Here is a 13,140-nt window from a genome sequence, read left to right as displayed (position 1 = left end):
CTGCCACCCGCCACGCGACCACTGGCGCTACACCGCCAGTGGGGCTTCGCCGCCGACATTGCTGCCGGTCTTCGTGCGCATCAGGGTGGCGGCGATGCCGGCGCCCAGTGCGGAAAACACTGCGCCCGCCAGAAAGGCCGCCTGATAACCGTCATTGAGCGACACCAGCTCCGCCAGTCCCGCGCCCAGGTGCAACTGCGTACGCGCTGCCGCCAGGCTCGCCAAGGCGGCCAGCCCCAGGGCACCGCCCATCATGAAAGCGGTATTGACCACGCCGGAGGCCAGGCCCGACTCGGACGGCGCGACATCGTTCATCGCCGCCAGCAACAACGGGTTGAAGGCGATTCCGGCCCCCAGTCCCAGCAGCACCATGCCCGGCAGGATGTCGTGGAAGAAGTTGCCATCCACCGGCGCCTGGGCGAACAGCAGCAGGCCGAGCGTAGCCAGGCCGAGGCCGGCCGCCAGAGGCCCGCGGATACCGAAGCGCATCACCAGCCTGGCCGAGATGCCCAGGGAGAACACGGCCATGATCAGGTTCGCTGGCAGGAACGCCAGGCCAACCTGCAGTGGTGTGTAGCCCAGCACCAGTTGCATGTAGAGCGCCGAGAGAAAGAACCAGGCGAACATGGCGGCCGCCCAGAGCACACCGACGATATTGGCCACCGCCAGGTTGCGCAGGCGGAACAGCCGCAACGGCATCAATGGGACCTTCACTCGGGTTTCGATCACCAGGAACGCCATCAGCAGGCCGATGGCCAGGGCCAGTTGCCCGAGGGTACGCGGCGACTCCCAGCCCATCTCGTTGCCGTTGACGATGGCGTATACCGCCAGCATCAGAGAGGCGGTCACCGTCAGGGCACCGATCACGTCCAGGCTGCGTTCGGGGTGCTGGTTGAGGGACCTGGACAGCAGGCGCAGCGACATCACGATCACCGCCAGGCCGATGGGCAGGTTGACCAGGAAGATCCAGTGCCAGCTCAAGGTACTGGTCAACACCCCGCCGAGCAGCGCACCCAGGCTGCCGCCACCGGCACAGACGAAGCCGTAGACCCCCATGGCCCTGGCCCGTTCGGCCGGTTCCGTGAACAGGTCCATGATTAGCGACAACGCGACGGCCGTGACCACGGCGGCGGCCAGGCCCTGGAAGGCCCGGGCCCCGATCAGCAGGGTCTGGGTCTGGGCGATGCCGCAGGCCAGTGAAGCCAGGGTGAAGAAGGCGATCCCCAGCAGGAACAGCCGGCGGTGCCCGTACAGGTCACCCAGGCGACCACCGAGCAGCAGGAAGCCGCCGAAGGTCAGCATGTAGGCGTTCACCACCCAGGCCAGGGAGGTTTCGTTGAACTGCAGGTCGGTCTTGATCGAGGGCAGGGCAACATTGACGATGGTGGTATCGAGCACGATCATCAACACCCCCAGGCACAGTACGACCAGGGCCAGCCAGCGCTGTCGGGGTTCTTGGGAGGTGCAATCAGGCGCGGTCATGATGGACTCTCTTATCAGGCAGGCGCGAGAGTTTAGGCACCGGTTCAGGACGGGCTCAATGGCGAAATTGTCGGGGCTTTGTGAAGGGATGTTGCGTCCGGCGCGCCGCTTGCCGGCGGTAGCGGTGTGTCGGTCAGGAGGGTGTGTGGCCGGGCGATCGCTTTCGCGGGCAAGCCGCGCTCCTACAGGGGGCCATGGCGTTCACAAAAGTGTGTACACCCTCAGCGTCATAGGCGCGCGGCTTGCCGGCGAACGGGGCCTAAGGTTTTACCGGGTCAGCAAGGCTTCCAGTTTTTCCTGGTCACGGGCGAACTGGCGAATACCCTCGGCCAGTTTCTCGGTGGCCATGGCGTCTTCGTTGGAGGCCCAGCGGAATTGCGCTTCGTTCAGGCTCTGGCGGGCTTCGCCAGCGGTGCCCGGGGTCAGCTTGCGTACCAGCTCGCCCTGGTCCTGGGAGAGTTTTTCCAGCAGGTCCGGGCTGATGGTCAGGCGATCGCAGCCGGCCAGGTGTTCGATCTGGTTGAGGTTGCGGAAGCTGGCGCCCATGACCACGGTCTTGTAGTCATTGGACTTGTAGTAGTTGTAGATGCGGGTGACCGACTGCACGCCCGGATCATCGGCACCGGTGTATTCGTTGCCGGTGGATTTCTTGTACCAGTCGTAGATGCGGCCCACGAACGGCGAGATCAGGAACACGCCCGCATCGGCACAGGCCACGGCCTGGGCGAAGGAGAACAGCAGGGTCAGGTTGGTCTGGATACCGGCCTTCTCCAGTTTCTCGGCGGCGCGGATACCTTCCCAGGTCGAGGCCAGCTTGATCAGTACGCGGTCACGACCGACACCGGCCTTGTCGTACAGCTCGATCAACTGGTTGGCCTTGGCCAGCAACGCGGCTTCGTCGAACGACAGGCGCGCGTCGACCTCGGTGGAGATACGTCCCGGAATCGCCTTGAGAATGCCGGCACCGACCGATACCGCAAACTGGTCGCAGGCCAGGCCGACATCGCCCTTGGCATGAGCGACAGCGCTCTTGAGCAGGTCGGCGTAGCCTGGCAAGGCAGCGGCCTTGAGCAGCAGCGACGGGTTGGTGGTGGCGTCGACCGGCTTGAGGCGGGTGATCGCGTCGAGGTCGCCGGTGTCCGCGACCACGGTGGTGAACTGCTTGAGTTGTTCCAGCTTCGAAGTCATGAGCGTCTCTGTCGGGAAGGGCATGGATCAATGCACTGATTGAGTGCCTGTGGCGTAAAAAGTTCTGTTGCAGGAATAGCTCAAGGATGCCGCGCCAGCCGGTGTTGTGCAACCCGCAACACGGGCCGGCTCATGCCGGGGTTGCCGGCATCAGCGTGGCGATCAGGGCGCGGACGACGCCGGGCAGGGCTTCGAGTTCACGCACCAGAATGCTGCGTTCGCGAATTGCCCAGGGTTCGTCCAGCGCCACGCTCACCAGTTGCATCGTCCGGCTGTGCCGAACGGCTGCCGATTCGGGAATGATGCCGATGCCCACGCCCGCCTCGACCATCCGGCAGATGGCCTCGAAGCTGGAAACCTGGATACGCAGCGAAAGGGTCTTGCCGATGCGCTCGACGTGTTCGCGCAGGAAACTCAGCAATGTGCTGCCTTCATGCAGGCCGATGTGCTGATAGGCCAGGGTCTTGCTCAGGTTGACCGAAGGCTGCCCCGCCAGCGGGTGGTCGGCCGGGACGATCAATACCAGGCGATCGGTACTGAAGTGCATGACCTGCAGGCCGCTGGCCTCGACGGGGCCGGCGATGATGCCCATGTCGCTGGTGCCGTCGAGCACGCCGCGCACGATGTCCCGCGACAGCCGTTCCTGCAGGTCCACCGTCACCCCCGGGCGTTCCGAGAGAAAGCCGGCCAGCACTTCCGGAAGGAATTCGGTGACTGCCGTTGTGTTGGCGAAGATCCGGATGTGTCCGGCGGAGTCACTGCCATAGTGGGTGAATTCGCTTTTGAGGTAGTCGACCTGACGCATGATCAGGCGTGCATGCTGCAGCAGTCGTTCACCGGCAGGGGTGACTTCCACCCCCCGGCTGTCGCGGTACAGCAGGCGAGTATCGAACTGCGCCTCCAGCGCCTTGATCCGCGCGCTGGCGGCGGCCGGCGAGAGGAAGGCGCGCTTGGCGCCCTGGGTCAGGCTGGGCGATTCAGCTATATGTATGAAGAGACGCAGATCCGCCAGGTCGAAATGCATGGATGGCTCCACTCAAGGTCTGGCGTTCAGCATACCTGAACGCCGGCTTATCGAAATGCAGATTCTCGGAACGGCGATCAACTTGCATCATCGGCGCACAACGATAACCGGCAAGGGGAAACCTTCCATGAGTGTGACGGATCTGAGTGCCTGGCTGGGGCGTACCGAAGAGGCCCACGACCAACTGAGTCGCAACCTGCTCAAGCGTATCGCCGCAACCTTTGGCGAAACCGCGCCGGCTCACGGCGAGGCGTTGCCAGCACTCTGGCAGTGGTGCTTCTTCCAGGACCCGCTGCCCGAAAGCCAACTGGGCGGCGACGGTCATCCGGCCCGCGGCAGCTTCCTGCCCCCGGCGGACAACCGCAATCGCATGTGGGCTGGTGGACGCCTGGAGTTTTTCGACAGCCTGAAGGCCGGCTTCGATGCCACGCGCGTCTCCACCATCACCCATATCGAGGAAAAGCAGGGGCGCACCGGGGCGCTGCTGTTCGTCACCGTGCGCCATGAATATTCCCAGGACGGGCGCCTGGCGATCCGCGAGGAACAGGACATCGTCTACCGCGAGCCGACGCCACCCAAGCAGGGCAGCGGCGAGGCGCTGGCTGAAGGGCAGTGGCGCGAGGCGGTGGAGCCGACGCCAACCCTGCTGTTCCGCTACAGCGCCGTGACCTTCAACGGTCACCGCATTCACTACGACTATCCCTACGTCACCGGCACCGAGGGCTACTCAGGCCTGGTCGTGCACGGCCCGATGATCGCCACCCTGAACCTGCGTGCCTTCTGCCGGGCCCAGCCCGAGGCGCGGTTGCGACGCTTCGCCTACCGCGGCCTGCGTCCGCTGATCGCGCCGCAGCCCTTCGAGGTGGGCGGGCGGATCGTCGAGCCCGGCGTCGCCGAACTGTGGGCCGGCAACGCCGACGGTATCGCCCAACGTGCCGAAGTGCATTTCGAATAAAGCCTGTACGTCGACTGATCAAGACAATAAGAAAAGGTCATCCGCTGATGAATCCCAATCAAAACGAAGAACTCAATGCCATCCGCGAGGGCGTGCGCGCCTTGTGCGCGGAGTTTCCTGCCGAATACTGGCGCCGCATCGATGAGGAAAAAGGCTTCCCCGAGGCCTTCGTCAAGGCCATGACCGAGGCCGGCTGGCTGTCGGCGATGATTCCCGAGGAATATGGCGGTTCCGGCCTGGGCCTGGCCGAGGCCTCGGTGATCCTCGAAGAGGTCAACCGCTGCGGGGGCAACTCCGGCACGATCCACGGCCAGATGTACAACATGTTCACCCTGCTGCGGAACGGCAGCGACGAGCAGAAGCGCCACTACCTGCCGAAACTGGCCAGCGGCGAGTTGCGCCTGCAGTCGATGGGCGTGACCGAGCCCACCACCGGCACCGACACGACCAAGATCAAGACCACCGCCGTGCGCAAGGGTGACAACTATGTGATCAACGGCCAGAAGGTATGGATCTCGCGCATCCAGCATTCCGACCTGATGATCCTGCTGGCGCGCACCACGCCTCTGGCCGAGGTCACCCGCAAGTCCGAAGGCATGTCGATCTTTCTCGTCGACCTGCGCGCAGCCATCGGCAACGGCCTGACCGTGCAGCCGATCGCCAACATGGTCAACCACGAGACCAACGAGCTGTTCTTCGACAACCTGGAGATTCCGGCCAGCAGCCTGATCGGCGAAGAGGGCAAGGGCTTTCGCTACATCCTCGACGGCCTGAACGCCGAGCGTACGCTGATCGCGGCCGAATGCATCGGCGATGGCCGCTGGTTCGTCGAGAAGGCCAGCCAGTATGCCCGTGACCGGGTAGTGTTCGGCCGGCCGATCGGGCAGAACCAGGGCGTGCAGTTCCCGATTGCCGAGGCGCACATCGAGATCGAGGCGGCCGACCTGATGCGCTGGCGTGCCTGCGAGGAATATGACTCCGGGCAGAACGCCGGTGCCTCGGCCAACATGGCCAAGTACCTGGCGGCCAAGGCCAGTTGGGAGGCGGCCAACGCCTGCCTGCAGACCCATGGTGGCTTCGGCTTCGCCAACGAATACGACGTCGAGCGCAAGTTCCGCGAAACCCGCCTGTACCAGGTGGCGCCGATCTCCACCAACCTGATCCTGTCCTACGTGGCCGAGCACCTGCTCGAACTGCCGCGCAGCTTCTGAGGAACCCCGCATGAGCCATACCCAAGCCCTTGCCGAATTCCTCGCCGGCCTGCGCTACGAGCAGGTGCCCGATGCAGTGCTGGCGCGTACCGAAGACCTGTTCCTCGACTGGCTGGCCTCGGCCCTGGCCAGCCAGGGTGCCCACCCGATCCCGCTGTTCGAGGCCTATGCGCGCAGGATGGGCCCGGCGCAGGGGCCGGCGCGTATTCTGGTCAACGGCGAGAGCAGTTCGGCCTACTTCGCCGCCCTGGTCAATGCCGCCTCGTCCCACCTGGTGGAGCAGGACGACCTGCATAACAGCTCCGTGCTGCACCCGGCCACCGTGGTGTTCCCGGCGGCCCTGGCGGCGGCGCAGGACCTGGGCAAGTCCGGTCGCGAGCTGCTGCTGGCGTCGATCGCCGGCTATGAGGCGGGGATTCGCATCGGCGAATTCCTCGGCCGCTCGCACTACCGCATCTTCCACACCACGGCCACCGTCGGCACCCTGGCGGCAGCCGTTGCCGTGGGCAAGCTGATGGATTTCGGCCAGGAACAGTTTCTCAACCTGTTGGGCAGTGCGGGTACCCAGGCCGCCGGGCTCTGGGAGTTCCTGCGCGATGCCGCCGATTCCAAGCAGTTGCACACCGCCAAGGCCGCCGCCGATGGGCTGTTGGCCGCCTATCTGACCGCCGACGGCCTGACGGGCGCACGCAACATTCTTGAGGGTGACCAGGGCATGGCCGCCGGGATGTCCAGCGATGCCGACGCGACCCGGCTGTCTGACCGCCTGGGCAGCCGCTGGGCACTGCTGGAAACCTCGTTCAAGTTCCATGCGTCCTGCCGACATACCCACCCGGCTGCCGATGCCCTGTTGCAACTGATGGCGCAGCAGGGGTTGCGCCATGAGCAGATCGAGCGGGTGGAGACCCGTGTGCATCATGGTGCCATCGACGTGCTGGGACGGGTCAAGGTGCCGCGGACCGTGCATCAGGCGAAGTTTTCCATGGGCACCGTGCTCGGCCTGATCGCCGTGCATGGCAAGGCCGGCTTGCCCGAGTTCCATGAGCTGTCGCTGACCGACCCGGCGGTCGCGGCCTTTCGCGAGAAGGTCGGCATGACCCTCGATCCCGAGGTCGACGCTGCCTACCCACGACGCTGGCTGGGCCGGGTGGTGGTCACCACGGTCGACGGCCGCACCCTGCACGGGGCCATCGACGAGCCCAAGGGCGACCCGGGCAACAGCCTGTCGCGGCCCGAACTGGAAGACAAGTTCCGTCGCCTGGTGCAGTTCTCCGGCGCTCGCTCGCCGGAACAGGCCAGCACCCTGATCCAGCAGGTCTGGGACCTGCGTCACGCCACCGATTTGAAGGAGCTGCGCTGATGGGCAAGACAGCGGGCAACAACGTGGCCCCACGGCCACTGGATGGCATCACCGTGATCAGCCTGGAACACGCCATCGCCGCGCCGTTCTGCACCCGGCAACTGGCCGATCTCGGCGCGCGCGTCATCAAGGTCGAGCGCCCGGGCGTGGGTGATTTTGCGCGCGGCTATGACCAGCGGGTCAACGGCCTGGCCTCGCACTTCGTCTGGACCAACCGCTCCAAGGAGAGCCTGACCCTGGACCTCAAGCAGGGCCAGGCCGGCGAGATTCTCGAGCAACTGCTGGGCCAGGCCGACGTGCTGGTGCAGAACCTGGCGCCCGGCGCTGCCGCACGCATGGGCCTGTCGTTCGAGGCGCTGCATGAGCGCTTCCCCCGGCTGATCGTCTGCGACATCTCCGGCTATGGCGAGGGTGGCCCTTACGAGAAGAAAAAGGCCTACGACCTGCTGATCCAGAGCGAGGGTGGGTTCCTCTCGGTCACCGGTGGCCCGGGCGAGGACGAGCTGGCCAAGGCCGGTTGCTCGATTGCCGACATCGCCGCCGGCATGTACGCCTACAGCGGGATTCTCTCGGCACTGTTGCTGCGGGGCCGAACCGGGGAGGGCAGCCGGGTCGACATCAGCATGCTGGAGAGCCTGGTGGAGTGGATGGGGTATCCGATGTACTACGCCTTCGACGGTGCGCCGCAACCGCCCCGCGCCGGCGCGGCGCACTCGACCATCTATCCGTACGGGCCGTTCCCGGCCGGCGATGGCGGCACGGTGATGCTCGGCCTGCAGAACGAGCGCGAATGGGCGGCGTTCTGCGACAAGGTGCTGCTGACGCCGGCGCTGGCGGTGGACGAGCGGTTTTCGGCCAACTTCAAGCGTTCGGCCAATCGCGAAGTGCTGCGCCAGATCATCGTCGACAGTTTCTCCAGGCTCAGCACCGAGCAGCTGATCGGTCGCCTGGAAGAGGCACAGATCGCCAATGCGCGGGTCAACGACATGCAAGGCGTGTGGCAGCACCCGCAACTCAAGGCCCGTGACGGCTGGCGCGAGGTCGACAGTCCCTCGGGGAAACTGCCGGCCCTGTTGCCTCCGGCGCGCAACGCCGCTTTTGCTCCGCGGATGGACGCGGTGCCGGAGTTGGGCCAGCACACCGAGGCGATCCTGGGACAACTGGGGTTTTGCGCCGAAGCCGTGGCGCAGTTGCGGGCGGGTGGAGTGGTCTGAGCCCTGTGTTTGATCTTGAGGGCCCATTCGCGGGCAAGCCCTGCTCCTACAGGACTATGTTGCATGCGCGCCTGTGAACGGCACGGTTCTGTAGTAGCGGGGCTTGCCCGCGTATGAGGCCCCTCGGATCACCAATCTCCCAAACAGCTGCGCGCATCAACACCGAACAAGGAATTCACCATGTCTTCATCCATTCTCCGTTCCGCGCTGTTCGTACCCGGCAGCCGCCCCGAGCGCTTCGCCAAGGCCCTGGCCAGCGGTGCCGATGCGGTAATCGTCGATTTCGAGGACGCCGTCGAGGAACCGCTCAAGCGCGCCGCCCGTGACCACCTCGGGACGTTTCTCGAGGAAAACCCCGACGTCCGCGTGCTGGTTCGCGTCAATGCCCCGGAACACGCCGAACACGCCGCCGACCTGGCCTTCTGCAAGCAGCATCCCGGTGTGGTGGGGGTGCTGCTGCCGAAGGTTGAGAGCGCGGTTCAGGTCGAGGCGGTCGCCGCGGCCGGCAAACGGGTCTGGCCGATCATCGAAAGTGCGCGTGGGCTGCTGGCCCTGGCCGAGATCGCCGGCGCCAGGGGCGTCGAGCGCCTGTCCTTCGGTGGCCTCGACCTGGCCCTGGACCTCAACCTCCGCAGCGGCTCGGAGGCGGCCCGGTTCGCCCTCGACCAGGCTCGCCTGGCCCTGATCATCCATTCCCGGGGCGCCGGGCTGGTGGCGCCGCTCGACGGCGTGCACCCGGCCATCGACGATCCCGAGGGGCTGCAGCGCTCCATTCGCCATGCCTATGAAATGGGCTTCGCCGGTGCCCTGTGCATACACCCCCGGCAAGTCCCGGTGATCCATGCCGCGCTGACGCCCAGTGCCGAAGACCTGGCCTGGGCCCGGCGGGTCGTCGACGCCGGCAGTGATGGGGCCGGGGCTTACCAGGTCGATGGACAGATGGTCGATGCCCCGGTGCTGTTGCGCGCTCGGCGCCTGCTGGGGTTGTTGTAGGCGCCATCCCTGCCGATCGGCGGTGTCTGCCTACCGGTGAATGAGAGGGCACCGCACCGACGTTGGCCGGTCACGACCCCTAAGATGCAGATTCCCCAGGCATCCGCTGTTTGCGTACGGCGTCTATCCGGGTGGCGTTCGGCCTGGCCGAACGCAGGTACTCAAAATTCGAAATTCACGACACGCGTTGCTTTAGGCAACCTGCGATGAAAGACAACAATAAGAAGGTAACCCCAATGCTCAAGCTCACACGGGCGCTGTTCTGCGCCGCTACCCTGATGACCGCCAGCCTCGCCCAGGCGGCCGACCCGATCATCATCAAGTTCGCCCACGTGGTGGCCGAGAACACCCCCAAGGGGCAGGGCGCGCTGCTGTTCAAGAAACTGGCCGAGGAACGCCTGCCGGGTCGGGTCAAGGTCGAGGTGTACCCGAACTCGTCGCTGTTCGGTGACGGCAAGGAGATGGAGGCGCTGCTGTTGGGCGACGTGCAGATGCTGGCGCCGTCCCTGGCCAAGTTCGAGCAGTACACCCGGCAGGTGCAGATCTACGACCTGCCGTTTCTGTTCAATGACCTGGCCGCCGTCGACCGCTTCCAGGCCGCCCAGGGCAAGGCGTTGCTGACCTCGATGCAGGACAAGGGCATTCTCGGCCTGGCCTACTGGCACAACGGGCTGAAGCAACTGTCGGCGAACAAGCCGCTACGGGTGCCGGCTGACGCCCGTGGGCAGAAGTTTCGTGTCCAGGCTTCCAGCGTGCTGGAAGAGCAGTTCAAGGCGATCCGTGCCAACCCGCGCAAGATGAGCTTTGCCGAGGTCTACCAGGGCCTGCAGACCGGCACCGTCAACGGTACCGAAAATACCTGGTCGAACTACGAGAGCCAGAAGGTCAACGAAGTGCAGAAGTACTTCACCGAGTCCAACCATGGCCTGATCGACTACATGGTCATCACCAACAGCAAGTTCTGGGGTGGCCTGCCAGCGGATGTGCGCAGCGAGCTGGAAAAGATCATGGGTGAAGTCACCGCCGAGGTGAACCGCCAGGCCGAGGAGCTGAACCAGGGCGCCAGGCAGAAGATCGTCGACGCCAAGACCAGCGAAATCATCACCCTCAGCGCGGAGGAACGTGGCCAGTGGCGCGAGGCGATGAAGCCTGTGTGGAAGAAGTTCGAAGGTGAGATCGGGGCCGACCTGATCGAGGCGGCGGACAAGTCCAACCGGCCCTGATCACCGTTCGGCGACGCGGAGCGTCACCGGATGCATCCCCACGCGGAGCGTGGGGACGATCCAGCCAGGGGCCACGCTCCACGGGGCCGGCTGCTCCGGTGGCCCCACGCACTGCAAGGGCCGGCTGCTTCGGTGGCTCCCGCGCACTGCAAGGGCCGGCTGCTCCGGTGGCCCCACGCACTGCAAGGGCCGGCTGCTCCGGTGGCCCCCGTGCACTGCAAGGGCCGGTTGCTTCGGTGGCTCCCACGCACTGCAAGGGCCGGCTGCTCCGGTGGCCCCCATGCACTGCAAGGGCCGGCTGCTCCGGCGGCTCCCACGCACTGCAAGGGCCGGCTGCCCAGGTGGCCCCCATGCACTGCAAGGATCGGTTGCTCCGGTGGCTCCCATGCACTGCAAGGGCCGGCTACTTCGGTGGCTCCCCCGCACTGCAAGGGCCGGTTGCCCCGATCGTTCCCACGCTCTGCGTGGGAATGCAGCCCGTGACGCTCCGCGTCACCGTAACGCGATACCCGATCCAATCCCTTTTTCTCTTGCGGAGTCCTGTCTATGCCAACGCAATCCCTGCGGCGCATCTGGGAGCATTTCGAGGAGGGCCTGATCGCCTTCCTGCTGGCCGCCATGACCCTGGTGACCTTCGTCTACGTGATGGCCAACAACGTCTATACGCTGTTCTTCAACCTGGCCGACCGCTGGGCCTGGAGCAGCGGCTTCTTCAACACCCTGGGCGACGCGACCATGACCGTGGCCCAGGACATGACCTGGAGCGTGGCCCTGACCAAGGCCATGTTCGGCTGGCTGATTTTCTTCGGCATTTCCTATGGCGTGCGTACCGCCGGCCACCTGGGGGTGGACGCGCTGGTCAAGCTGACGCCGCGCCCGGTGCAACGCTACCTGGCGCTGCTCGCCTGCACCTGCTGCCTGGCCTATGCCGGGCTGTTCATGATCGCCAGCTACAAGTGGCTGAGCGCGGTGCTGATGGCCGGCATCGGCGCCGAAGACCTCGACCAGTTCGGCATCAAGGTCGGCTACATCGTGGTGATCGTGCCCATCGGTTTCGCCCTGGTGCTGATCCGTTACCTGGAAATCTTCTACCGCATCTTCACCCGCCGCCAGAGCGGCCTGGGCCTGGCCGATGAGGCCGGCGAGGCCAGCAAGCTGGCGAATGAGCACAAGGAGCAGCACTGATGACGGTTCTCTGCCTGTTCCTGCTGCTGTTCACCTTCATGTTCCTCGGTGTGCCGATCGCGATTTCCCTGGGCCTGTCAGGCGCCGTGTCGATCCTGCTGTTCAGCCAGGACTCCCTGAGTTCGTTGGCGATCAAGCTGTTCGAAACCTCCGATGCCTACACCTTCCTGGCGATCCCGTTCTTCCTCCTGTCGGGGGCGTTCATGACCACCGGTGGGGTGGCCAAGCGCCTGATCGACTTCGCCAACGCTTGTGTCGGACACATTCGCGGGGGCCTGGCGATTGCCGCAGTACTGGCCTGCATGCTGTTCGCCGCGCTGTCCGGTTCGTCACCGGCGACGGTGGCGGCGGTGGGCTCGATTGCCGTGGCCGGCATGGTGCGTTCCGGTTATCCAAAGGAATTCGGTGCCGGGATCATCTGCAACGCCGGGACCCTGGGGATCCTGATTCCGCCGTCGATCGTGATGGTGGTGTACTCGGCCGCGACCGAAACCTCGGTCGGCAAGCTGTTCATGGCCGGGGTGATTCCCGGGTTGCTGCTGGGCCTGATGCTGATGGTGGCGATCTACATCGTGGCGCGGATCAAGAAACTGCCGGCCCAGCCTCGGGCCACGTTCCGCGAGTGGCTGACCGCTGCCCGCCGCGCGTTCTGGGGCCTGCTGTTGCTGTTGATCATCCTCGGCGGGATCTACAGCGGCCTGTTCACCCCGACCGAAGCGGCGGCGGTGGCGGCGGTGTATTCGGCGTTCGTCGCGCTGTTCGTCTACAAGGACATGAAGCTCCGCGACTGCCCGAAAGTGCTGATGGAGTCCGGTCGGCTGGCGATCATGCTGATGTTCATCATCGCCAACGCGATCCTGTTCGCCCATGTGCTGACCACCGAGCAGATTCCGCAGCAGATCACCAACTGGGTGGTGTCCGAGGGCCTGACGCCGATCGGCTTCCTGCTGATGGTCAACGTGGTGCTGCTGGTGGCGGGCAGTTTCATGGAGCCGTCGGCCATCGTGCTGATCCTGGCGCCGATCTTTTTCCCGATCGCGATGAAGCTGGGGATCGATCCGATTCACCTGGGGATCGTCATGGTGGTGAACATGGAGATCGGCTTGGTGCATCCGCCGGTGGGACTGAACCTGTTCGTCACTTCGGCAGTGACCGGGTTGAGCCTGGGGCAGACCATTCGGGCGGCGTTGCCGTGGTTGATGATTCTGCTGGCGTTCCTGATCCTGGTGACTTACGTGCCGGTGATTTCGTTGGCCTTGCCGCACTGGTTGGGGATGCCGTAGGGCTGTCGGAGCCATGCCCGTC

General features: G+C 65.2%; 11 protein-coding genes. 8 read left to right on the top strand and 3 right to left on the bottom strand.

Features of this window, described 5'->3' with window-relative positions; translation table 11 throughout:
- Nucleotides 1-27 precede the first annotated feature (27 nt).
- The 3 genes from HU752_RS18390 to HU752_RS18380 form a co-directional block, all read right to left on the bottom strand.
- Nucleotides 28-1,482 (bottom strand): DHA2 family efflux MFS transporter permease subunit, encoded by a 1,455-nt coding sequence (locus HU752_RS18390; protein ID WP_186683488.1) that lies wholly within the window; start codon nucleotides 1,480-1,482, stop codon nucleotides 28-30.
- Nucleotides 1,483-1,749: 267 nt separating this feature from the next.
- Nucleotides 1,750-2,670 (bottom strand): transaldolase, encoded by a 921-nt coding sequence (gene tal, locus HU752_RS18385; protein ID WP_186683489.1) that lies wholly within the window; start codon nucleotides 2,668-2,670, stop codon nucleotides 1,750-1,752.
- Between the two features lie 130 nt (nucleotides 2,671-2,800).
- Nucleotides 2,801-3,694, bottom strand: coding sequence for a LysR family transcriptional regulator (locus HU752_RS18380; protein WP_186683490.1), 894 nt, complete (start codon nucleotides 3,692-3,694; stop codon nucleotides 2,801-2,803).
- A 127-nt stretch (nucleotides 3,695-3,821) separates the two neighbouring features.
- Between HU752_RS18380 and HU752_RS18375 the strand changes: the two genes are divergently transcribed.
- From HU752_RS18375 to dctM, 8 genes are all read left to right on the top strand, one after another.
- Nucleotides 3,822-4,649, top strand: coding sequence for an HTD2 family dehydratase (locus HU752_RS18375; RefSeq protein ID WP_186683491.1), 828 nt, complete (start codon nucleotides 3,822-3,824; stop codon nucleotides 4,647-4,649).
- A gap of 47 nt (nucleotides 4,650-4,696) precedes the next feature.
- Nucleotides 4,697-5,860, top strand: a complete 1,164-nt coding sequence (locus HU752_RS18370; protein ID WP_186683492.1) for an acyl-CoA dehydrogenase family protein — start codon at nucleotides 4,697-4,699, stop codon at nucleotides 5,858-5,860.
- A 10-nt stretch (nucleotides 5,861-5,870) separates the two neighbouring features.
- Complete coding sequence (locus HU752_RS18365) at nucleotides 5,871-7,220, top strand: MmgE/PrpD family protein (protein WP_186683493.1); 1,350 nt, start codon at nucleotides 5,871-5,873, stop codon at nucleotides 7,218-7,220.
- Entirely contained in the window at nucleotides 7,220-8,434 is a 1,215-nt protein-coding gene (locus tag HU752_RS18360) for a CaiB/BaiF CoA transferase family protein (RefSeq protein ID WP_186683494.1), read from the top strand. Before HU752_RS18365 ends, HU752_RS18360 begins: the two co-directional genes overlap by 1 nt.
- Nucleotides 8,435-8,614: 180 nt before the next feature.
- Nucleotides 8,615-9,427, top strand: coding sequence for an HpcH/HpaI aldolase/citrate lyase family protein (locus HU752_RS18355; RefSeq protein ID WP_186683495.1), 813 nt, complete (start codon nucleotides 8,615-8,617; stop codon nucleotides 9,425-9,427).
- Between the two features lie 236 nt (nucleotides 9,428-9,663).
- A complete protein-coding gene (locus tag HU752_RS18350; protein ID WP_186683496.1) occupies nucleotides 9,664-10,650 on the top strand; it encodes a TRAP transporter substrate-binding protein in 987 nt (328 codons plus the stop codon).
- A gap of 546 nt (nucleotides 10,651-11,196) precedes the next feature.
- Nucleotides 11,197-11,835 (top strand): TRAP transporter small permease, encoded by a 639-nt coding sequence (locus tag HU752_RS18345; protein WP_186683497.1) that lies wholly within the window; start codon nucleotides 11,197-11,199, stop codon nucleotides 11,833-11,835.
- The gene (gene dctM, locus HU752_RS18340; RefSeq protein WP_186683498.1) at nucleotides 11,835-13,118 is read left to right on the top strand and encodes a C4-dicarboxylate TRAP transporter large permease protein DctM; all 1,284 of its coding nucleotides are present in this window, start codon (nucleotides 11,835-11,837) and stop codon (nucleotides 13,116-13,118) included. The genes HU752_RS18345 and dctM overlap by 1 nt, the downstream gene beginning before the upstream one ends.
- The last annotated feature ends 22 nt before the right edge of the window (nucleotides 13,119-13,140 follow it).

Source organism: Pseudomonas vanderleydeniana (genome assembly GCF_014268755.2).
GTDB classification, from domain to species: Bacteria; Pseudomonadota; Gammaproteobacteria; order Pseudomonadales; family Pseudomonadaceae; genus Aquipseudomonas; species Aquipseudomonas vanderleydeniana.
The sequence above is the reverse complement of the archived record's forward strand: the minus strand, read 5'-3'. Positions and strand labels throughout refer to the sequence as shown.